This is a genomic window from Peptoniphilus catoniae (assembly GCF_901447155.2).
In the GTDB taxonomy this organism is placed as follows: Bacteria; Bacillota; Clostridia; order Tissierellales; family Peptoniphilaceae; genus Peptoniphilus_E; species Peptoniphilus_E catoniae.
In genome coordinates, this window is sequence record NZ_LR588414.1 from 41,699 (window position 1) to 63,193 (window position 21,495).

The 21,495-nt window shown below is 33.2% G+C and carries 21 protein-coding genes; 19 read left to right on the top strand and 2 right to left on the bottom strand.

Translation table 11 applies throughout. The annotated features are described in order from the left end of the window. Window positions 1–81: 81 nt before the first annotated feature. The 10 genes from PEPCATONIAE_RS02780 to rbr all read left to right on the top strand — a co-directional run bounded on the left by PEPCATONIAE_RS02780 (window position 82) and on the right by rbr (window position 8,987). Window positions 82–663, top strand: coding sequence for a TetR/AcrR family transcriptional regulator (locus PEPCATONIAE_RS02780; RefSeq protein ID WP_180339343.1), 582 nt, complete (start codon window positions 82–84; stop codon window positions 661–663). A 491-nt stretch (window positions 664–1,154) separates the two neighbouring features. Then, window positions 1,155–1,712 carry an HdeD family acid-resistance protein gene (locus PEPCATONIAE_RS02785; RefSeq protein WP_138159461.1) on the top strand — a complete coding sequence of 186 codons (558 nt, stop codon included), beginning with the start codon at window positions 1,155–1,157 and terminating at the stop codon, window positions 1,710–1,712. Further along, entirely contained in the window at window positions 1,700–3,061 is a 1,362-nt protein-coding gene (locus PEPCATONIAE_RS02790; protein WP_138159462.1) for a radical SAM/SPASM domain-containing protein, read from the top strand. Before PEPCATONIAE_RS02785 ends, PEPCATONIAE_RS02790 begins: the two co-directional genes overlap by 13 nt. A 113-nt stretch (window positions 3,062–3,174) precedes the next feature. Next, complete coding sequence (locus PEPCATONIAE_RS02795) at window positions 3,175–3,876, top strand: GTP pyrophosphokinase (RefSeq protein WP_138159463.1); 702 nt, start codon at window positions 3,175–3,177, stop codon at window positions 3,874–3,876. A 17-nt stretch (window positions 3,877–3,893) separates the two neighbouring features. Continuing rightward, entirely contained in the window at window positions 3,894–4,553 is a 660-nt protein-coding gene (locus PEPCATONIAE_RS02800; RefSeq protein ID WP_138159464.1) for a VTT domain-containing protein, read from the top strand. Between the two features lie 123 nt (window positions 4,554–4,676). Then, complete coding sequence (locus PEPCATONIAE_RS02805; RefSeq protein ID WP_138159465.1) at window positions 4,677–5,549, top strand: DegV family protein; 873 nt, start codon at window positions 4,677–4,679, stop codon at window positions 5,547–5,549. 85 nt (window positions 5,550–5,634) lie between these two features. After that, a complete protein-coding gene (locus PEPCATONIAE_RS02810; RefSeq protein ID WP_138159466.1) occupies window positions 5,635–6,261 on the top strand; it encodes a phosphatase PAP2 family protein in 627 nt (208 codons plus the stop codon). A 183-nt stretch (window positions 6,262–6,444) separates the two neighbouring features. Then, window positions 6,445–7,692, top strand: a complete 1,248-nt coding sequence (locus PEPCATONIAE_RS02815) for a putative DNA modification/repair radical SAM protein (protein ID WP_138159467.1) — start codon at window positions 6,445–6,447, stop codon at window positions 7,690–7,692. Beyond that, a complete protein-coding gene (locus PEPCATONIAE_RS02820; RefSeq protein ID WP_138159468.1) occupies window positions 7,676–8,434 on the top strand; it encodes a TIGR03915 family putative DNA repair protein in 759 nt (252 codons plus the stop codon). The genes PEPCATONIAE_RS02815 and PEPCATONIAE_RS02820 overlap by 17 nt, the downstream gene beginning before the upstream one ends. Next, on the top strand, window positions 8,403–8,987 hold the full coding sequence (gene rbr, locus PEPCATONIAE_RS02825) for a rubrerythrin (RefSeq protein WP_138159469.1): 585 nt from the start codon (window positions 8,403–8,405) through the stop codon (window positions 8,985–8,987). The genes PEPCATONIAE_RS02820 and rbr overlap by 32 nt, the downstream gene beginning before the upstream one ends. Window positions 8,988–9,061: 74 nt before the next feature. Here the strand turns inward: rbr and PEPCATONIAE_RS02830 are convergent, their stop codons facing one another. Together PEPCATONIAE_RS02830 and PEPCATONIAE_RS02835 are read right to left on the bottom strand one after the other, a co-directional pair. Next, window positions 9,062–12,502 (bottom strand): pyruvate carboxylase, encoded by a 3,441-nt coding sequence (locus PEPCATONIAE_RS02830; RefSeq protein WP_138159706.1) that lies wholly within the window; start codon window positions 12,500–12,502, stop codon window positions 9,062–9,064. 125 nt (window positions 12,503–12,627) lie between these two features. Next, a complete protein-coding gene (locus PEPCATONIAE_RS02835; protein ID WP_138159470.1) occupies window positions 12,628–12,990 on the bottom strand; it encodes a zinc ribbon domain-containing protein in 363 nt (120 codons plus the stop codon). A gap of 157 nt (window positions 12,991–13,147) precedes the next feature. On the opposite strand from PEPCATONIAE_RS02835, the gene PEPCATONIAE_RS02840 reads away from it, so the two are divergent. From PEPCATONIAE_RS02840 to clpB, 9 genes are all read left to right on the top strand, one after another. Continuing rightward, entirely contained in the window at window positions 13,148–13,516 is a 369-nt protein-coding gene (locus PEPCATONIAE_RS02840) for a GntR family transcriptional regulator (protein ID WP_138159471.1), read from the top strand. A 2-nt stretch (window positions 13,517–13,518) separates the two neighbouring features. Next, entirely contained in the window at window positions 13,519–14,364 is an 846-nt protein-coding gene (locus PEPCATONIAE_RS02845; RefSeq protein ID WP_138159472.1) for an ABC transporter ATP-binding protein, read from the top strand. Further along, window positions 14,361–15,005, top strand: coding sequence for an ABC-2 transporter permease (locus PEPCATONIAE_RS02850; RefSeq protein WP_138159473.1), 645 nt, complete (start codon window positions 14,361–14,363; stop codon window positions 15,003–15,005). The genes PEPCATONIAE_RS02845 and PEPCATONIAE_RS02850 overlap by 4 nt, the downstream gene beginning before the upstream one ends. After that, window positions 14,998–15,669 (top strand): ABC-2 transporter permease, encoded by a 672-nt coding sequence (locus tag PEPCATONIAE_RS02855; protein ID WP_138159474.1) that lies wholly within the window; start codon window positions 14,998–15,000, stop codon window positions 15,667–15,669. The genes PEPCATONIAE_RS02850 and PEPCATONIAE_RS02855 overlap by 8 nt, the downstream gene beginning before the upstream one ends. Before the next feature lie 113 nt (window positions 15,670–15,782). Then, entirely contained in the window at window positions 15,783–16,481 is a 699-nt protein-coding gene (locus tag PEPCATONIAE_RS02860; RefSeq protein WP_138159475.1) for a CPBP family intramembrane glutamic endopeptidase, read from the top strand. A 138-nt stretch (window positions 16,482–16,619) separates the two neighbouring features. After that, window positions 16,620–17,159 (top strand): ECF transporter S component, encoded by a 540-nt coding sequence (locus PEPCATONIAE_RS02865; protein WP_138159476.1) that lies wholly within the window; start codon window positions 16,620–16,622, stop codon window positions 17,157–17,159. Beyond that, window positions 17,146–17,844: a radical SAM protein gene (locus tag PEPCATONIAE_RS02870; RefSeq protein ID WP_138159477.1), complete on the top strand. Its 699-nt coding sequence runs from the start codon at window positions 17,146–17,148 to the stop codon at window positions 17,842–17,844. Before PEPCATONIAE_RS02865 ends, PEPCATONIAE_RS02870 begins: the two co-directional genes overlap by 14 nt. Window positions 17,845–17,978: 134 nt before the next feature. After that, window positions 17,979–18,881, top strand: a complete 903-nt coding sequence (locus PEPCATONIAE_RS02875) for a DnaJ C-terminal domain-containing protein (RefSeq protein WP_138159478.1) — start codon at window positions 17,979–17,981, stop codon at window positions 18,879–18,881. A 15-nt stretch (window positions 18,882–18,896) separates the two neighbouring features. Then, a complete protein-coding gene (gene clpB, locus PEPCATONIAE_RS02880) occupies window positions 18,897–21,476 on the top strand; it encodes an ATP-dependent chaperone ClpB (protein WP_138159479.1) in 2,580 nt (859 codons plus the stop codon). Window positions 21,477–21,495: the final 19 nt, after the last annotated feature.

The window sequence follows — 21,495 nt, forward strand, 5'->3', positions numbered from 1 at the left end:
TTATTTTAATAATTAAAGAGCTTTGTATAGCTCTTATAGTTTTTAAAATTTAATAATACTGTTTTCTGAGAGGTGATGAAAATGGCAAAGTATACTCAAAAAGCTATTATTGAATCTTTTATGGAGCTTTTGAAAAAGAAATCTTTAGATAAAATTACTGTAAAAGAGATTATAGAGTTAGCTGAAATAAATAGGAATACTTTTTATTATTATTTTCAAGATATATACGATTTACTTGACAGTGCTTTTAAGGAAGAGTCTGTAAAATTCAGAAAGGAAACCGATCTTAATAATGATTTTTATCAAGAATACCTACGCACAGTAAATTTTTTATTGGATCATAATGATGCCATTATTCATATTTATAATTCTAGGAGTAGGGATGTAATTAAAACCTATCTTGAATCTGCCGCCGGATATTTTATAGGGAGGTTTGTTAATGAGTCTGCAGAAGGTAGCGGAATTTCTCAAAAGGGCAAGGATTACATTGTCTACTTCTATACAGATGCGATTATAGGCGTTACCTTGCGTTGGATTGAGGGAAGGATGAAGGAATCTAAAAAGGTCCTTATGAAAACTGTTTCTGATTCATTTAATGCTACTGTCAATGAAATGATTAAGACTTATATAAATGGACACCCTGAAGAATTAAGAGAAATTTAAATAAAATACAGACAAAAGAGCTAAAGTGTTGGAATTTCCGACATTTTAGCTCTTTTGTCTGTAGTAAAGTATAAGAATTGCTTATAAACTAAATATAGATAAGATCTTCAGGCAAGTAAAATGATGAAATAATAAGGCTCATATTAAGAAAATTTATATTTTCTCTTCATTTATTTTAGTCTGAGGGTCTTTCTAGAAATTTTTTAAGTAAGAGATTTATAGCTTATAGTTCTATGCCATTGAAATTTCACATGAATACAAAAAGTAAATATTTAAAAATTAAATAGGCCGAACAGATTAAAATTTATAATAAAGCTTAAAAACCTATTTAAATTTGGAATTAATAAAGAACTGTCAGTATAAACCATGAAAACATATGAAAGCTTAACTTCTTATTAGAGGTGTAAAAATTATAGAAAATAAAAGGAAAGCAGAAGGGCTATGCTTGTAATAAAAGTTAAGGGAAATACTTATGGATATGAGGTGAAGCAATGGAGAGATTAAAGAAAGTAAAGGAAATATACAGTGTTTTTTCAATGAGCCTTATTGTTTTAGGTGCAGCCATTTTTATAAAACCGGATATGGCGGCAGAGGTATTTTGCAGAATATGCGGGATACTGTTACTTCTTTTTGGAATAGTAAAGTTATTGGGATATTTCTCAAGAGATATATTGCAACTCGCCTTTCAATTTGATTTTGCCATGGGAGTCATTTCAAGTTTAATTGGATTTGTTATGTTTTTCTGGACAACCAAATTTATAGAGGTTTTGGTTATAGGAATAGGAGTTTTTATGCTTTGTGACGCACTTTTAAGAATACAAACTGCTCTAGATGCAAGAAAAATCGGAGTAGATAGGTGGTGGGTCATTTTAGTAATATCATTAATAAATGCGGTTATAGGAACAATGCTATTTCTAAGACCATATAGAGGAAGCACCGCTATTGTTATGCTCATAGGATTAAATTTAATAATTGACGGAATATTGAATCTATTTGTTGTACAAAGTACTGTAACTACGATTAGGAGGAAGAAAGAATGGGAAATTTAAATCACTTTTCAGCAAGAACTGCAGCAAGTCTTGGCATTGATATTATTTTAAAAAAGGTAAACAAAGAAAATCGTGAAGAGGAAATGGCAAAACTTGTCGATTTAATGCAAAAGTATATGGAAGATGATGATTTGGGAATCGACTATGATGATGTTAGAAGTATGGTCCGCGACAAGGACGGAGCCTTAAACAAGTATCTTAACCGCGCCATTAATGAATTGGATCCTAATGTAATTAAAACAACTGTATTAAATTTAGGCTTTGAAGCAATGCTTACAGGTACTAAAATAATGCATAAAATGAGAGAAATTCACCAGTGTAATATACCTTGGTTGATTTTAATGGATCCTACAAGCGCCTGCAATCTCCATTGTACAGGGTGCTGGGCTGCTGAATATGGAAACAAATTAAATCTTAGTTATGAAGAAATGTCCAATGTTGTAAAGCAAGGTAAGGAATTGGGAGTCTTTTTCTACATGTTTACAGGAGGAGAACCTTTAGTTAGAAAAGATGACCTTATTAAACTTTGTGAAGAGCATAGGGACTGCCAATTTTTAGCATTTACAAATGGAACTCTTGTGGATGAAGCCTTCTGTAAGGAGATGAAAAGAGTAGGCAATATGATGCTTGCCATAAGCCTTGAAGGATCTCCTGAAGTAAATGACCTTCGTCGTGGCGATGGTGTATATGGTAAAGTTATGAAGGCTATGGATCTTTTAAAAGAAAATGGGCTTATATTCGGAACTTCAATTTGTTATACTTCTAAAAATTGCGAGTCTGTAACAGAAAAGGAATTTATAGATCTTATGGTGGACAAGGGATGCCGTTATGCTTTGTATTTCCACTATATGCCTGTTGGTAATGACGCTTCTGTAGAGCTTTTACCAACACCTGAACAAAGAGTAGCAACTAAAAATAGAATAAGAAAAATTAGAAATCTTAGAAGTGGAGAGGGTTTATTTACAATGGACTTTCAAAATGACGGAGAATATATGGGTGGTTGCATTGCCGGAGGTAGAAATTATTTTCATATCAATGCTAACGGAGATGCTGAACCTTGTGTATTTATCCACTACTCAGATGCAAATATCCGCACTCACACTTTACTTGAGATTTTAAAGAGCCCTTTGTTTATGGCATACCATAACAATCAACCCTTTAACGAAAATCATTTAAGACCTTGTCCTATGTTGGAAAACCCGGAAATTTTGCAAAGATTAGTAAAAGAGACAGGTGTAAAATCAACAGATCTTCAGTCTCCCGAAAGTGCTGAACACTTATGTGGAAAATGTGAGAAATATGCACAAAATTGGAAACCTTACGCCGATAAAATTTGGTATGAGAACTAAATACAATAGATTTTAAAAAATTCCCTATTAGTGAAAAAGCAATAAGGAAGTTGTAAAAAAACCTTATTGCTTCTTTGCTGTTAAAGGAAAATATATATAAGAGAGGGATTAAAATGGAAATTGAAGATATATATAGTAAATTAACTGCAAATTTTCTTGAACAACTTAAGAATCAGAAAATTTCCGCAATAGTTAAAAAATCCATTCAACCCTACAAGGAGCTTATGAGCTACTATAAGTGCGCTATGATGGAGGTTGAAACTAAATTTACTGTTCTAAGCGAAGAACTGTCAATGCAGTATGACCGTAATCCTATTGAATCTATAAGGACCCGCTTAAAGTCTCCTGAGAGCATAAGAGAAAAGATGGTTCGAAAAGGATATCCTTTAACAGTAGACAGCATTGAAAAAAACCTACATGATATAGCAGGAGTTAGGGTAATATGTTCCTTCCCTTCAGATATATATGCTTTAGCAGACTCTATTTTAGACCAGGATGATATTAAGCTAATTGAAAAAAAAGATTATATTAAAAATCCAAAGGCTAACGGATACAGAAGTCTGCATCTTATAATTGAAATACCTATTTTTTTACATGATCATAAAAAACTTATGAAGGTGGAGGTTCAGCTTAGGACCATATCAATGGACTGGTGGGCAAGCTTGGAGCATAAAATCAGATATAAAAAGGGACTACCTAATTCCGATTTTATAGAAAAAGAGCTTATAGAGTGTGCGGAAATGGGTTCTGCCATGGATGCCAGAATGGAAAGACTTCATAATATTGCAACTGAACTTATAGAAGAAAATCCTTAATAATAGGAGCAAAAGATATGTCAAAAAAATTCAAAAAAATGCAAACAGTCGCCCTTATATCTTTTACCATGATTCTAGTGGTAATTTTTGTTGTCTTAGAGGGAAACATAACCATTAAAAACCTTACCGAAAGTGTTTCAGGAAAGCCAATTGCTTCTGTTTTGCTTCTTCTTTTGCTGTTTGCAGTTAAAAGCTTATCTATTATAATTCCTTTACCTTCCCTATACCTTGCAAGTGGTATGCTGTTTCCTCCCTTAACAGCTGTTTTTGCCAGTTATTTAGGTCTTGCAGTTACCCTTAGTATTCCATATTTTTTGGGACTATGGTCAGGCGGTGAAGGAATTGAGTATATTAAAAGTAAATACCCTAAAATAGAGAAAATTATAAAAATTCAAAAGAAAAATGAGTTTTTTGCAAGCTTTATTGTTAGAATCATAGGTTGGTTCCCTTGCGACATTATAAGCTTTTATTTTGGAGCCTGTAAAACTCCATATTACATATATATAACCTCATCTCTTATAGGATCTTCTATAGGAGTTATAACAAATACACTATTGGGGGATGTAATTTTAAATCCTTTATCATGGAAATTTGCTATTTTAACCTTAATAAAAATAGTAGTATCCATATCCGCCTTTGGCGTGGCATATTTTTTAAATAAGGAAGATAAAATATAAAATTTTTAGAACCTATAGGAAAAGGGTTTTTAGGATTAATAAATTTATATATCAATGAAATAAAGTCTAATTATCTGTATAATAAAAGTCTAGACATAAATAAATAACTGAAAGGATGAGAGAATGAAGGTTGCAATATTAACAGATACAAATAGTGGAATCAATGAGGATCAAGGGAAAGAACTGGGTGCCTACGTCCTCAATATGCCTATTTTTATTGATGGTGTCAGCTACTATCAGGATGCTGATCTTACAGATTTTAAAATTTGCAAAATATTGGAAGAAGGAAGAAAAGTTACAACCTCTCAACCTTCCATGGGTCAGTTAATTGACAAGCTGGAATTTATTTTTAAAGAAGGATTTGAGGAGATTGTATATATTCCCATGTCAAGCAGTTTAAGCGGATCCTGTAATTCAGCAGCTATTATTGCAAATGATTATGACGGCAGAGTCCATGTTGTTGATAATCACAGAATATCTGTCACTCAAAAAGCTTCTGTTATAAAAGCACTGAAGATGGCGAAGAAAAAAATAAGAGGAAAAGAAATAGCTTCATACCTGGAAAAAGATGCCTGTAATTCTTCAATATATCTTACAGTAAGTGATCTGGACTTTCTTGAAAGAGGGGGAAGGATCACATCGTCGGCAGCTAAGGTTGCCAGTGTACTTAATATTAGACCGCTTCTTACAATTCAAGGAAAGAAAATAGATTCTTTTAGGAAGGTTAGAGGAAGTATTTATCGCACTCAAATAAAAATGATAGATGCAATTAAAACGGATATAGAAAAAAGATTTAATAGGGATGGTCTAAAGTCACTTAATATTGGTGTTGTAGGATTTGGAATTTCTAAAGATCAAGAAAAAGATTGGCTTAAAATAGCCAGAGAAGAATTTCCTGAGGTTGAGGTTTATTATGACCCTCTACCTATAAGTATAGGCATACATACAGGACCGGGGGCCTTTGGTATTGGAGTGTCTGCAGATTATGAAGACTGAAAAATTTTTAAGGATTTTTATAAATGCTAATAGAAAACTTTTAATAGGAGACAGTGAAAAGTCATTGTTCTGTATAGGTTAATTTATGTTTAAAAGACTTGCAATTATTCAAATAATACTTTTAACTTTTCAAGTTGTTTTATATTTCGGCTGTGAAAAATTTCAGCATAATCCTCATAATGTAGAAAGACCAATTGATAGGTATATTCCATTTATCCCGGCAACAGCTATAATTTATTCACTATGGTTTCCGCTAATAGCTGTCTATCCTATAGCTCTTTATTATTCAAGCCCTCTTCTTTATGAGAAGTATATGGTAATTATGGTAGTTGAGATTATTTTAAGTGTGCTGTGTTATTTAGTATATCCTACTACGTTTACAAGACCTGTGCCTCCTAATAGCCTTTGGGGAAAATCTATGAAGCTAATTTATAAGGCAAGCTACAAAGGGTTAAACTGTGCACCGAGTTTACACTGCTCTTCCTGCTTTTTAATAATATTTATTACCCTTACATGTCCTAATATGTCCCTTGCTCTTAGCCTTACTTTTGGTATAATAGCTTTTTTAGTTGTAGTTTCTACACTTACTACAAAGCAGCATACTGTAATAGACCTTGTAAGTGCCTTGTTTTTGTTTATAGTTTGTCTTATTCTTTATAAATTTATTCCGGAAGGATGGTTTATACCGGTAATGAATTTTATAAAAGGCTAATAATAAAAATTTTAAGGATATGGATTGATGAAAATTATAACTTTATAAAATTTATTATTTGTGAGATTTAATCTCACTTTTTCTTTGCCCTAAAGGTCAAAAATTTTGAGGAAAAGTTTAGCACACAGGCAAACATATGTTTACAAAACGTATGTTTGTTGTTATACTTAAGTCGGTGATAGTATGGATATAATAGAGAAGCTTCAAATACTAACAGATGCGGCAAAGTATGATGTGTCATGTTCTTCCAGCAATTCTTCAAGAAAAAACAAGGGAGGCTTGGGAAGTGCCGACCCTGCCGGAATTTGTCATTCCTGGAGTGAAGATGGAAGGTGTATATCTCTTTTAAAGATTCTCTTTACAAATAAGTGCATATATAACTGCGATTATTGCATAAACAGAAGGGAAAATTTACAAAAAAGAGCCGAGTTCAGTCCTGAGGAGGTAGCCTACCTTACAATAAATTTTTACAAGAGAAATTACATAGAAGGTCTTTTTTTATCCAGTGGAGTTATAAGGTCTCCTGATTACACTATGGAAAGGCTTATAGAGGTAGCGAAGATTTTAAGATTTAAGGAAAATTTCAACGGCTATATACATATGAAGTCCATACCGGGATGCTCCGAGGAACTTATAAAGGAATTGGGAAATTTAGTGGACAGAATGAGTATTAATATAGAGCTTCCTACAAGTAGATCCTTGGCTTTACTTGCACCGGACAAGTCCTATAATAAAATCTTAAGTCCCATGAAATATATATCAGAGGAATCGGAAAAAAATATTAGCGACAGAAGGAAGTATAAAAACGCTCCTAAGTTTGTAAGAGCCGGACAGACAACTCAAATGATAGTAGGGGCTGCAGATGAAAGTGATCTTACTATAATAGACAGGGCGGAGAAATTATACAATGCTTTTAAAATGAAGAGAGTTTATTATTCAGCCTTTATACCTGTAAGCACTTCTACTTTAACAGCTAAAATAAAAACACCTCCCTTACTTAGGGAACATAGGATTTATCAGGCGGACTTTCTAATGAGGTTTTACGGATTTCATTCAAACGACCTACTGGACCTGTCAAATCCTTATTTTGATTTGAAGCTGGATCCTAAAATCAACTGGGCTATAGAGCATATAGAAAGATTTCCCATAGAAATAAACAGAGCAACCTATGAAGAACTTTTAAAGGTACCCGGCTTTGGTAGAACCTATGCTAAAAGAATTATTAATTCAAGAAAATTTGCAGCCTTGTCCTACGATGATCTTAGACTATTAAAAATTTCGACAAAAAGAGCAGCAAATTTTATAACTGTTGGAGGCGTTTATAGGGGAATAAACTTCAGTTCCAAGGAAGGATTGAAATTTCATTTAAAGGACAATAACGGATTTGTTCAAATGGATTTTTTAGGTGGCAGAGATGAATTATATATATGATGGCAGCTTTGAAGGGTTTTTAACGGCAATATTTGATTCTTATCCCTATATAGAAAAGGCATCTATTGCAAGGCAGAGGGATCAGTTAAATTTTTTTAAAGATTCTATATTTATAGCAACTGACGAGGAAAAGGCAAAAAGAGTTGCCGAAGCAATTTCACAAAAATTGTCTAATACCTTCTATAGGGACTTGAAATTATCATTTTTATCCAAGGAAGAGGACAAGGAAACAGTTGCAGCGAGAGTTGTAAAAAATACCTTTAAATTCGGTTTGACCTATCTTTTAAGTTCAGAAAAAAATGCAGTTGATTTTAGATCTATGGTTAAAAATATCAGGTCTGAAAATCATAGTTACAAGGGTCTTTTAAGGTTTTCTAAATTAAAAAATGGATTTTTATTTGCTAAAATAAGACCTGAAAATGATCTTATAGAAATTTTACTTCCACATTTTATTGATAGGCTTGTTAATGAAAAATTTATAATTTATGACGAGGGAAGAAAAAAGTGTGTAATTTATTATAAAGGTGAGTATAGAATTTTTGAAATTGATAATATAAATATAGATTATGATAGTAGCGAAGAATTAATAACTCAAGCATGGATAAATTTTTATAATAGTGTTACTATTATAGATAGACGCAATTTAAATTTAATGAAGGCTAATATGCCCATTAGGTATTGGGAATATTTGCCTGAAAGGAGAAGTACTAATGAAAGAATTAAAAGGAACAAAGACAGCTGAAAACCTTATGAAGTCTTTTGCCGGAGAATGTCAAGCAGCAACAAGATATACTTACTATGCAAACCAAGCAAAAAAAGATAAGTATATCCAAATTTCAAAAATATTTGAAGAAACTTCAAGAAACGAAGTTGCTCACGCAAAGAGATTTTTCAAGTTTTTAAACAAGGACCTTGACGGAGAAGCAATAGAAATAACTGCAGGTTTTCCTGTACATCTAGGTGATACACTTTCAAATCTTAAAGCTGCAGCTGCAGGTGAAAATGAAGAACATTCATCAATGTATCCTGAATTTGAAAAGGTAGCAAGAGAAGAAGGCTTTGAAGAAATAGCTAAGGTATTCCATGAAGTAGCTGAAGTTGAAGAAGCTCACGAAAAAAGATATTTAAAGCTTGCTAAAAACATTGAAGAAGGAAAGGTTTGGAAGAAGGACGAAGTTGTTCTTTGGAAATGTAACAACTGCGGTTATATACATGAAGGTAAAGAAGCACCTGAAATATGTCCTGCTTGTGCTCATGGTAGAGAACACTTTGAATTATTTAAGGAAACTTATTAATAGTAAAATAAATTTAAATAAAGGCATAAGAAAACCTCGGTTAGCTTTAAGGCTGCCGAGGTTTTTTATATACTTTATTGTTCAAGAGTTGCTACGAGTTGACCGCTTTCCACCATGTCATTTACATTGACAAGTACTTGAGCGATTTTTCCGTCTGCATTGGTAATTATATTTGTTTCCATTTTCATGGCTTCTATTACCATAAGAGTATCCCCCGCTTTAACCTCTGAACCCTCTTTAACATTAATACTTACAATTTTTCCCGGAATAGATGAACCTATTTCTCCCGGCTCATTAGGGTCTGCAAATCTTACTTGAATCTTATTTACGTTTTTATTACTTGAGGATTTATCTTCTATTTTTACAATTCTTCTGTTGCCGTTTATTTCAAAGGTAACATTTCTAAATCCTTCATCGTCGATTTTACCTATTTCAATTAGGGAAACAATTAAATTTTTACCCTCGTCTATAGGAATTACTATGGATTCATTTTCCATAAGTCCATGGAAAAATACACTTGATGGCATTCTCCAAAGGTCTCCGTTTTCTTTTCTAAACTTCAAATAGTCTTCAAAGACTTTGGGATAAAGAGCATAGCCTAAAAGGTCATCTTCTTTTGCATCTATATGGTATTTATCATCAAGATATTTTTTATCTTTTTCAAAGTCTTCATCTTCCAGTAAAAGTCCTGCACGAACTGTAATGGGTTTTTCATTTTTAAGAACTATTTTTTGAAGTTCCTTGGGGAATCCGCCAAGAGGTTGACCCATCATACCTCTAAAATAACTTTTTACTGAATCGGGATAGTCGAGATTTTTACCCTCTTCAAGAATATTTTCAGGAGTAAGGTTATTTTGAACCATAAATATGGCGAAGTCACCGACCATCTTTGATGAAGGTGTAACCTTTACTATATCTCCAACCATATCGTTTACGCCCTTATACATTTCAAGAACTTTTTTAAATTTATATCCTAAGCCAAAGCTTTCAACTTGTGGTTTAAAGTTTGAATACTGGCCTCCCGGGATTTCGTATTTGTATATTTCAGTAGTACCTGATTTTAAGTCTGATTCAAAATCTGAATAAACAGGTCTTACTGTATTCCAATACTTATTAATATCCTCGATTTTATCAAGGTCCATACCTGTATCTCTGTCGGTATTTTGTAAAGCCGCAACAACTGAATTAAGGGCCGGTTGTGATGTAAGTCCGCTCATGGCGTTAATTGCCACATCCACTATATCAACGCCTGCTTCTGCAGCCATTAAAACTGATGCTACGCCGTTTCCTGTAGTGTCGTGAGTGTGAAGGTGTATAGGGATAGAAATTTCATTTTTAAGAGCCTTAATGAGTTTCCTTGCAGCATAGGGTTTTAAAAGACCTGACATATCTTTTATAGCAAGAATATGGCAGCCTGTTTTTTCTATCTCTTTTGCAAGGTCAACATAGTATTTTAAGTTATACTTATCTCTATTTTCGTTTAAAATATCTCCTGTATAACAAATGGTGCCTTCTGCAATTTTACCGTTATTTAAGACTTCGTCAATGGACAGTCTCATATTTTCCAGCCAGTTAAGAGAGTCGAATACCCTAAAGACATCTACGCCTTCTTCTGCTGAGTGTTTAATAAATCTTTTAACTACATTGTCCGGATAATTTGTGTATCCTACTGTGTTATTGCCTCTAAGAAGCATTTGAGTTAAAATATTAGGCATTTTTTCTCTAAGGAGTCTTAATCTTTCCCAAGGGTCCTCGTGTAAAAATCTGTAAGCCACATCAAAGGTAGCTCCACCCCACATTTCACTTGAAAAAAGCTCCTTCATGTTGTTGTTGGTAGCCTCTGCGATTTTTAACATATCTGTAGTTCTGACTCTTGTTGCCATAAGGGATTGGTGAGCATCTCTCATGGTAGTATCTGTGATTAAAATTCTCTTTTGATCAAGAATCCATTTAGAGAATTTGTCAGCACCCATTTCATCAAAAAGCTGTTTAGTTCCCTTAAAGCCCTCTAGGTTCTTTTCATTTACCTGGGGAATTACCGGAACATCATAAATTCTGTCCTTTTTATTGGGACCGTTTACTACTATTTCTCCAATATAGTTCATAAGTCTAAGCTCGGCATCGGGCTTTGTAACTATTTCAAAAAGCTCCGGATGGGCTTCCAAAAATCCTGTATCACATTCTCCTAATCTGAATTCTTTTGAGTTTAATACATTAAGGATAAAGCCTGTATTGGTTTTTACTCCTGAAACCTTTATTTCCCTTACAGCTCTTAGAGCCTTACTTATAGTATCTTTCCAAGTTCTGCCGTAGGCTATAACCTTTACTAAAAGTGAATCATAATAGGGAGTAATAATAGAGCCAGCAAAGGCATTTCCTCCGTCAAGTCTTACTCCAAAGCCTGAGCTTGATTGATATTTTGTAATTCTTCCTGTGTCAGGAGCAAAGTTGTTTAAAGGATCCTCAGTAGTTACACGACATTGGATAGCATAACCTGAAAGTTGTATTGATTCTTGAGATTTAATTCCTATTTCATCACTGTCAAGCCTATATCCTTCAGCCACCCTTATCATTGATTGAATAAGGTCAATTCCCGTTACCATTTCAGTAACTGTATGTTCAACCTGGATTCTGGCATTTACTTCTATAAAGTAGTGGTTGCCATGTTTATCCACAAGAAACTCAACTGTGCCGGCGGACTTGTACTTTAAGGACCTGGCAATTTTTAATGCGTCTTTTAAAATTTCATCTACAACCTTAGGATCTACTGAAAAGGCCGGAGTAAATTCTATAACTTTTTGGTGTCTTCTTTGAATGGAGCAGTCCCTTTCATAAAGGTGGACTACATTTCCGTAGGCATCTCCTAAAATTTGTACCTCAATATGCTTAGGACTTTCTAAGTATTTTTCTACAAATATAGCGTCATTGCCGAAGGCCTTGGCAGCTTCATTTTTAGCTGAATGAAATTTTTCCAGAAGTTCATTTTCATTTCTTACTATTCTCATTCCTCTTCCGCCGCCGCCTGCTGCAGCCTTTAGCATAATAGGATATCCTGCTTTTTCAGCAAATTCAAGAGCCTGCTTGTCTGATCTTATAGGCTTATCAATTCCAGGTATTGTTTTTACTCCAGCATCGTGAGCAACGATTTTTGATTCGATTTTATCGCCAAGTTTTGCCATAACATCAGCCTGAGGTCCTATAAAAATTAAGCCCGCCTCTTCACACTTTCTTGCAAATTCAGAATTTTCCGCTAAAAATCCGTAACCGGGATGAATTGCATCAACCTGTTTGCTAAGGGCCAAGGCAATAATTTCATCCATATCAAGATAAGCATCAAGAGGGGTTTTCCCCTTGCCTATTAAATAAGACTCGTCCGCCTTTGTCCTAAACATAGCCAGAGAGTCTTCCGCTGAATATATTGCAACACTTCTTATGCCTAATTCTCTACATGCTCTAAAAATACGAATCGCAATCTCGCCACGATTTGCTACCAGTATCTTTTTGATTTTTTTGATATTAGTCATTTTTCTCCCCCACACAAATAATACATACTTATATTTAATTATATAAGCTTTAAGTAAAATAATATATTTTAAATATTATACCACTAATGTAAAATATTGCTCTAATAATTTGATTTTTATAATTTATTTCCACACTTCGGACAAAATTCAAAGCCCTGGTAAACTTCACTGCCACAGTTGGGGCAGGTGAAAATACCTGTGCTATATTCTCCAATATAGTCTTTATCCGTAATTTCCGGATTAAAACCCCTCTCTATTTCTCTTCCTAAGTCCTTGCTTATTTCATAAACCTTGTTGCAACAAGTATAACTTGCAAAGTATCTTTTATTAAATTTAAAAACAGGTATAAAAAACAGAGACATATAGCTATAGGTTACACTTATCTTTACTCTTGCATATTTACCGCAGTCATGAATAGATAAACCGGGGCTGTAATTAAGTTCTTCTTCTTTTTGATTTATTCCCATTACAAAAAACATAGCAACCTCCTGTCATGATTCTACAACATTTATCAGCTGGAGACTATAGACTATTTTAAATAGAAAAGCTTTTTAAATAAAATTTATAGTTTTTATTGACAAAAAATAAGAGGGAGCATATACTGTACATATACATCATATACACTAAGGTGATTAAATGAATATAATTATATCCAACACAAGTGAAGTTCCCATTTATGAACAAATAAAAAATCAGCTTAAAAACATGATAATTTCAGGAGAACTTGCAGAAAATAAACTTCTTCCGGGAATGAGGTCCCTGGCCAAGGATCTCAAGGTTTCGGTTATTACCACAAAGCGCGCCTATAATGACCTGGAAACTGAGGGGTTTATATACACCGTACCCGGTAAGGGTTCTTTTGTAAAAAGCTTAAACTCCGATTTAATAAAGGAGAAAAGCCTGTCTAAAATTGAGGAGCTTTTAAGTGATGCCATTGTTGTAGCAGAGGGAGGCGGCATTGACTTAGATGAACTTATAGAAATACTTGAGACTTTGTGGAGGTAGAAATGGAAGCTATTGAAATTAAAAATTTATCCAAGTCCTATGGAGATTTCGCCTTAAAAGACATTTCCTTTACTGTACCAAAAGGTGCGGTTACAGGACTTATAGGTGCCAACGGTGCCGGAAAAACTACAATTATAAAATGCATATTAGGAATGATAAATTATAAAGGAGATATAAGAGTACTTGGAGAGGATTTAAAGGATTCGGTAAAAGACAGAATAGGGTTTCTTTTAGAAGATGTTTTTATAAGCAATTATTTAAATTTAAATGAAACAGATAAAATTTTCTCAAAAATATATAGTAATTGGGACAGCGCCTATTTTAAATATTTAACAAGTAAGTTTGATTTGCCTAATGACAAAATAAATCAAAAATTTTCTAAAGGTATGAAAATGGAATATAAAATTGCCATAGCCTTATCCTCAAAACCGGAGCTTTTAATATTTGATGAGCCTACAGGGGGACTTGATCCTGTAGTGAGAAGTGACATTTTAGATATTTTTTTAGAGTTTATGGAGGATGAAAACCACAGTATTCTTCTTTCATCTCATATAACAGAGGATTTGGAAAAAATTGCGGACTATATTACCTATATAGACAAGGGTAGCCTTATACTCTCAGAGGAAAAATACAACCTTCTTGAAAGCTATGGGATATTAAAATGTTCTAAGGATGATTTGCTTAAGGTACCTAAGGAATACATTTTAAAGTATAGAGAGGAAAAATATTATTTAGAGGCCTTGATAAAAGATAAAAAGCTTTTGAAATCTAAGTTTCCAGACCTAGTTATAGACAATATAGGCATAGATGATATTATGGTTTTTTATTCTAAAGGTGAGAATCTATGAAAGCGGTTAACCTAGTGGACTTATGTAATATAAAAGCCCTTATGAAGAATTTAATTTTCAATATAGTTTTAATGTTTATGTATCCTTTAATAAAAGCTTTCAGGGGAGACTTTGACAATTTTGCCTTTATTGTTACCGTGGTTATAATCAACTATCTGGGGACTATAATATCATCTAACAGCTATTATATTGATGGAAGCAATAAATATCTTCAGTATATGAAGGCTTTGCCCTTAGAGGTTAAGGATTATGTAGGCTCTAAATTTAAAATTATCGGAATTTTTTCCCTAATAGATATAGTAATTTTAAGCCTTATTGCCTTTATCTCTTATGGAAATTTAAAAATTATGCCATTTGTTCTAGCTCTTTCTTGTTTTTTAAATATCCTGGGTCTCTTTAACTTTACTATGATGTTAAAATACAATGAAAATAAATTAGCTATAGCACCTATATCAATAGACTTTCTTATAGTTGCTGCTATTATTAAGCTACAAAATAATATTGGGCCTGCTGAATTTTTTGAAATCCTTAAAAATTTTGGCATACTTATGCCTATAGCTATGATTATTTTAAATATTTTTGCTTATTTATTTTTAAGAAGATGTTCTGTGAAAATATTGGAGGAAAGATCCTATGATTAAAGCTTTAATTTATAAGGACTGTGTAAATTTAAAAAAGATGTTTTTTGAGAAAAAAGGTATTTCTCTTTTCCTTATGATTTATTTAATACTTATTTATATCCAGGGAAGTGTTTCGGCATCTACTTATCTAGGCATAATTTCCTATATTGCATTTATTAACACCTTTAACTTCGATAGCGAGGCTAAAAGTACCAACTACCTTTTTGGTACGCCGGCAAGGGATAAGTACGTAATATTGGCAAAATATCTCCTGGCATTTATTTTAGGGATAAGTTTTTATTTAATAAGTCTTGGGCTTACCTTTTTAATAAATTTTATATTTCAGGAAATTTTCAGTTACTCTATAGTTGAAAAACATAAGTTTATGGAGAATATTTTGGCTATAGGACTTTCTCAGCTTGGAATATTTACAATGTATCTTTTATTTATACCTTTACTTTTTAAGTTCGGTGTGAAATATTTTTTGGTTTTTGTATTTGGATTTTTTGCAGCTATAAGTATAATTACTTATTTTTTAAAAGATAAGTTTTTATATATTATAGAGCCGATAAAAAATTTAGATGGAATTGTAATTTTTGCAATTGCAGCCGGTATTTGGCTATTGGCTCTTTTTGTGTCTTACTTGATTTGTAAAAAAATCCTTTCTTCAAGAAAGGTAAGTTAGTAAGAAATACAAAAAATTTAATAATCTATGGGACGGCTACTATAGGCTGTCGACTTGACGGATACATTTTCTTAAAGGATAATAAGTGTATCCGTTATTTTAAAGGTGATATTATGACTGAAAAACTTATAAATAATAAAGACTATACAGACTTTCCCTTTGAAGATCTTCCAGGATCTAAATGGATTATTTCAATGATTCTTCTTTTCGGGGGATTTTTAGTAAGCAGTTTTAACTTTATAAATCCATTTTTATCCTTTGCAATTTTTATAGGATCAAGCTTCGGTTCTCTTTTTGTCCTTAATAGGAGATGGTACAGATACCTTATTAAGTCAATAGAAGCAAGGGATATCCTGGTAATAATTTTTGTTTTAATACTTACTTATGCTTTCGCCTTTTTATCTTCAAGCTTTATAGACGGAGCCAATATGGAAGAAAATCCTATTGTCGACCTCTTGGAAAAGGATACAATAAAGCTTCTTGCCCTTATAGTTATAATTCAACTTTTTACGGAAGAGATTCTTTTTGTTGTGCCATTTTTGTTTTGTTATCATAAGCTTAAGGGCTTAAATAAGGGTGTTGCTTTAATAATTGCCTGGCTGGTAAGCTCGATAATTTTTGGAGCCTTGCATCTTCCGACCTATAATTATAATTTAGAGCAAAGTCTTATAGTAATATCTTCCATAAGGTTTGCTTTAAGTCTTGCCTATATTTTAAGGAAAAATCTTTTAGTATCCTATATAATTCATCTTTTATATGACGGTATAATTTTTGTCTTTGTATTTTTGGCTAAGCTTTATGGGTACTATTAGTTTTAAAAATCTAAGATTTATGTTATAATAACTTTTGCCCAGTAATTCCGAGTAATCGGGACTTGTTTGAGAGCTCCAAGGATAAAAAAATTAGGGCTTTTTTATTTGAGTTCTCCTAAATTAATAGGAGGTTTTTTTATGCAAAAAATTAGAACGAAAGACTTAGTTATAATTGGCATTCTTATGACAGTTAACGTAGCAGGATCATTTATTGCGGTGGCGACAAAGGTGCCTTTGCTTCTTGACCACATAGGTACTATGATGATTTGTTTAATCTTCGGTTGGAAGCTGGCTGTTATTTCAGCCTTTGCTTCTTCCTGTATAATGACTATTTTATTTGACCCCTATGCCTTGCCCTTTGCACCTACAGGTATGCTTATGATATTTATGGTCGGACTTTTTCTGGAATTTAATATTTTTAATAAGCTTACTACACCTTTTGCTATGGCCCTTGCGGTTTTGCCAGGTGCCATTTTGGGAGCCATAATAGCAGGCTATATATTTGGAGGTGTTACTTCCAGCGGATCATCAATAATAGTCAGGTTTCTTATTAATATGAAACTTAACCCTGCAGTGGCTGTTTTTATAGTTCAGTATTTTATGGAATACCTTGACAGGCTTATGTCTTTTTATTTAGTGAATAATATTTATAAGAGGTTAAATCTTGATACGCTATAGTGAAATTAAAAATAAGAGAAAAAGAGAAATAGTTTTATTAATAGGTAAACCCTGTTTTTGGAGCAAGTGTACTTTTTGTGATTATATAGACGATAATTGTCTTGACGAAGATTATATAGTAAGGGAAAATTCTAAAATTTTAAAAAACGTTACAGGCAAGTACAAATCTTTGGAATGTATTAATTCAGGTTCTGTATTTGAACTTCCAAAAGCGACTTTAGAAGAAATAAAAAACCTTGTAGCGGAAAAGGGAATTTCAAAATTAATATTTGAAGCACACTTCGCCTATAGAAAAAGGCTAAATGAAATAAGGGAATTTTTTGAAGGAACTCAGGTACTTTTTAAGGTAGGAATTGAAAGCTTTGACAACAATTTTCGACAAGAGGTTCTCAATAAAAATGCAGATTTTAAATCCTACAAGGAGGTAGAAAAATATTTTGATTCTCCCTGTATAATGGTTGGCATTAAAGGTCAAACAAAGGAAATGATAGATAGGGATATAGAAATAATAGAGAATCATTTTAAATGGGCGACTGTTAATGTTTTTGTTGAGAACACCACAGATATTAAAAGAGATAATGAACTTGTAAGCTGGTTTATGAATAAGTACGTCTATTTAAAGGATGATGATAGAATAGATTTTCTATATGAAAACACTGATTTCGGTGTTGGAGGAGCTGACTGATGTCAGCTTTTTTCTTTGCAAAAAAATTTAAGGTAAAATGTTAAAAACAGTTGATTTTTTAAAGCATCTAACGTATAATTATTATTAAGGTCAAAGAAGGTCAAAAAAAGAATTTTCCATAAGGAAGTGATTACTTGAAGTATAGAGATTATTATAAAATTCTTGGAGTGGATAAAAATGCAAGTGATAAGCAGATAAAATCCGCTTACAGAAAACTTGCAAAAAAATATCATCCGGATCTTAATCCGGATAACGATGAAGCTCAGGAAAAATTAAAAGAAATTAACGAGGCTTACGAAGTTTTATCAGATAAGGACAAAAGACAAAAATATGATACCTTCGGCTCAAATTACGATTTTGCCAACGGAGCCAACTTTGACCCGTCACAATATGGATATTCTTACTCAAAAGGAACAAACAACGGAAATTTTTCTGATTTCTTTAATATGTTTTTCGGAGATTCAAAAACCACCGGAGGATTCAGTTTTTCAGATATATTTTCAGATATGAATACCGGAAAATCAAGAAGGACAAAGGAAACCAGACAAAGGTACAATACCGATATAAGCATTTCCCTTAAGGAAGCTTATAAGGGAGCTAAAAAGGGCATAAGTCTTTACTTAAACGATAAGCCTATAGATGTTGAATTAAAAATTCCCGCCGGTATAACACCGGGTAAAAAAATAAAGGTAAATGGAGAGAAGTATGGAGTCCCTGGAGATATTTACTTTAAAGTAGGTGTTTACACATCAGACAATGAAAAGCTTGAAGGCCTGGATATATATAAGGACAGAGAAATTTATCCTTGGCAAGCGGCCCTTGGGGATTCATTACTTGTTGAAACCTTAAGCGGCAAAATAAGAATAAAGCTGCCTAAAAACACTAAGGGAGGTTCTAAAATGAGAATCCCCGGCAAAGGTTTCAAAGATTTAAAAGGCAAGACAGGGGATTTATTTATAAGATTTAATATAATAAACCCTGCTAATTTAAGTGAAAAACAAATAAAACTTTATGAAGAGTTAAAAAACATTTCATAGGGGGAGAGTGGTATTATGAATTTTGAAAAATTTACACAAAAATCATTACAGGCTTTACAGGATGCACAGAGCCTAGCAAGTTCTTATGGAAATGCACAGCTTGAAGAGATACATTTAAACTATGCACTTTTGCAAGATAAAGAAGGCCTGGTTCCAAGAGTTCTAAAATATATGGGAGTAAGTGTTGAAGCCTTTAGGTCTGAAGTAAAGGATGCTATAGAAAAACTTCCTAAACAAAGTGGGGGTAGCGTCTATGCCTCACCTGACTTTAACAAGGTTCTTGAAGGGGCAAGAAAGTATGCTTTAGATTTTAAAGATGACTATGTATCAGTTGAGCATCTCTATCTTGCAATTATATCCTTAAAAAATTCAAAGTCTTCCGGAATTTTTACAAGGTATGGAATAAATACCGACACATTTTTAACAGCACTACAAAAAATAAGGGGAAATCAAAAGGTAACCAGCGATAACCCTGAATCAACCTATGACGTTTTAGAAAAGTACGGCAGAGATTTGACTAAGGATGCCAGATCAGGCAAGGTGGACCCTGTAATAGGACGAGATGAAGAAATAAGAAATGTTATAAGAATTCTATCAAGAAGAACAAAAAACAATCCTGTTTTAATAGGTGAGGCAGGGGTTGGTAAAACAGCCATAGTTGAAGGCCTTGCTCAAAGAATAATTAATGGAGATGTGCCGGAAGGCCTAAAGGATAAAAAGGTATTTTCTCTTGATATGGGTGCCCTAATAGCAGGTGCCAAGTATAGAGGAGAGTTTGAAGAAAGACTTAAGGCTGTTCTTTCAGAAATTAAAAAATCTGAAGGGGAGATTCTTTTATTTATAGATGAAATCCACAATATTGTAGGCGCCGGTAAAAGTGAAGGTGCCATGGATGCATCAAACTTGTTAAAGCCTATGCTTGCAAGAGGTGAGCTTCATACTATAGGAGCTACTACCTTAGATGAATATAGAAAGTATATAGAAAAAGATCCTGCCCTTGAAAGAAGATTCCAAAAAGTTTTAGTTCAGGAGCCTACAGTAGAGGATACAATTTCTATTTTAAGAGGGCTTAAGGAAAAGTATGAAATCTTTCATGGAATTAGAATTTCAGACTCCGCAGTAATAGCCGCTGCGACCTTATCGGACAGATATATTTCAGACAGGTTTTTGCCTGACAAGGCAATTGATTTAATGGATGAGTCTTGTGCTATGCTTAGGACGGAAATAGATTCCATGCCTACAGAAATAGATGATGTAAGAAGAAAAATTCTTCAGCTTGAAATAGAAAGACAGGCACTAAAAAAAGAAGATGACAGCGGATCAAAGAGAAGACTTGAAGAACTTGAATCTGAACTTTCAGAAGAAAAATCAAAGTTTGATGAGTTAAAGGCAAAATGGGAAAGTGAAAAAAGTGAGCTTGAAAAGGTAAAGGAAATTAAAAAGCAAATCGATGATGTTAAGCATAAAATCGAAGAGGCTGAAAGAGTTTATAATTTGGAAGAACTTTCTCAGCTTAAATATGGAAGCTTGCCTAAGCTTGAAGAAGAATTAAAAAAAGCTGAAGCTGTAACTAAGGAAGAAGACTCTATGGTTAAGGAAGAGGTTACAGAGGATGAAATCGCCCATGTGGTAAGCAGATGGACAGGAATACCTATAGAGAAATTAAATAAAACTCAAAGAGATAAGCTTATAAATCTTGAAGCGGATTTACACAAAAGGGTAATAGGACAGGAAGAAGCAATTAAGGTTGTAAGCGATGCGGTTTTAAGAGCAAGAGCAGGTCTTAAAGACGAAAACAGGCCTATAGGTTCCTTTATATTCTTGGGACCTACAGGAGTCGGTAAAACCGAAACTGCAAAGGCACTTACTGAAAATCTTTTTGATGATGACAGAAACATGATAAGAATAGATATGTCTGAGTATATGGAAAAGCATTCAGTTTCAAGACTTGTAGGTTCACCTCCGGGATATGTAGGTTATGATGAGGGAGGCCAACTAACTGAAGCAGTTAGAAGAAAACCCTACTCTGTAATACTTTTTGATGAGATAGAAAAGGCTCATCCGGATGTTTTTAATATTTTGCTTCAGGTCTTAGATGACGGAAGACTTACAGACAATCAAGGCAGAACTGTTGACTTTAAAAATACTGTTATAATCATGACATCAAATATAGGATCTCAATATCTTCTTGAAGGCATTGGCGAAGATGGAGAGATAACACAGGAAGCAAGAGACTTGGTAAATTCTGAAATGAAGCTTAGATTTAGACCTGAGTTTTTAAACAGGGTTGATGAAATAGTAATGTTTAAGCCTTTGCTTAGAGAGCAAATTTTTGAAATTATTAAGTTCACTATTAGGGATATTGAAAATAGACTTGCTGACAGAAATATTAAAATTAATATTACAGATCAGGCATTAAGTTTTATATTAGACAGATCCTTTGATGTTCAATATGGAGCAAGACCTGTTAAGAGGTATATCCAATCAAAGCTTGAAACGGAAATTTCAAAAATGATTATTAAAGATCAGTTAATGGAGAATAATACCTTAACTGTAGATGTAGAGAATGATGATTTAAAATTTGAAGTAAAATAAAAAGAAAATGCGTTAGAGA

Bases quoted from the DNA above. Each gene is read 5' to 3' on its own strand.
- PEPCATONIAE_RS02820 (WP_138159468.1), top strand. From the start codon at position 7,676: ATGAATTATATATATGATGGCAGCTTTGAAGGGTTTTTAACGGCAATA.
- PEPCATONIAE_RS02845 (WP_138159472.1), top strand. From the start codon at position 13,519: ATGGAAGCTATTGAAATTAAAAATTTATCCAAGTCCTATGGAGATTTC.
- PEPCATONIAE_RS02805 (WP_138159465.1), top strand. From the start codon at position 4,677: ATGAAGGTTGCAATATTAACAGATACAAATAGTGGAATCAATGAGGAT.
- clpB (WP_138159479.1), top strand. From the start codon at position 18,897: ATGAATTTTGAAAAATTTACACAAAAATCATTACAGGCTTTACAGGAT.
- PEPCATONIAE_RS02780 (WP_180339343.1), top strand. From the start codon at position 82: ATGGCAAAGTATACTCAAAAAGCTATTATTGAATCTTTTATGGAGCTT.
- PEPCATONIAE_RS02835 (WP_138159470.1), bottom strand. From the start codon at position 12,990: ATGTTTTTTGTAATGGGAATAAATCAAAAAGAAGAAGAACTTAATTAC.
- PEPCATONIAE_RS02815 (WP_138159467.1), top strand. From the start codon at position 6,445: ATGGATATAATAGAGAAGCTTCAAATACTAACAGATGCGGCAAAGTAT.
- PEPCATONIAE_RS02860 (WP_138159475.1), top strand. From the start codon at position 15,783: ATGACTGAAAAACTTATAAATAATAAAGACTATACAGACTTTCCCTTT.
- PEPCATONIAE_RS02790 (WP_138159462.1), top strand. From the start codon at position 1,700: ATGGGAAATTTAAATCACTTTTCAGCAAGAACTGCAGCAAGTCTTGGC.
- rbr (WP_138159469.1), top strand. From the start codon at position 8,403: ATGAAAGAATTAAAAGGAACAAAGACAGCTGAAAACCTTATGAAGTCT.
- PEPCATONIAE_RS02795 (WP_138159463.1), top strand. From the start codon at position 3,175: ATGGAAATTGAAGATATATATAGTAAATTAACTGCAAATTTTCTTGAA.
- PEPCATONIAE_RS02855 (WP_138159474.1), top strand. From the start codon at position 14,998: ATGATTAAAGCTTTAATTTATAAGGACTGTGTAAATTTAAAAAAGATG.
- PEPCATONIAE_RS02800 (WP_138159464.1), top strand. From the start codon at position 3,894: ATGTCAAAAAAATTCAAAAAAATGCAAACAGTCGCCCTTATATCTTTT.
- PEPCATONIAE_RS02785 (WP_138159461.1), top strand. From the start codon at position 1,155: ATGGAGAGATTAAAGAAAGTAAAGGAAATATACAGTGTTTTTTCAATG.
- PEPCATONIAE_RS02840 (WP_138159471.1), top strand. From the start codon at position 13,148: ATGAATATAATTATATCCAACACAAGTGAAGTTCCCATTTATGAACAA.
- PEPCATONIAE_RS02850 (WP_138159473.1), top strand. From the start codon at position 14,361: ATGAAAGCGGTTAACCTAGTGGACTTATGTAATATAAAAGCCCTTATG.
- PEPCATONIAE_RS02865 (WP_138159476.1), top strand. From the start codon at position 16,620: ATGCAAAAAATTAGAACGAAAGACTTAGTTATAATTGGCATTCTTATG.
- PEPCATONIAE_RS02810 (WP_138159466.1), top strand. From the start codon at position 5,635: ATGTTTAAAAGACTTGCAATTATTCAAATAATACTTTTAACTTTTCAA.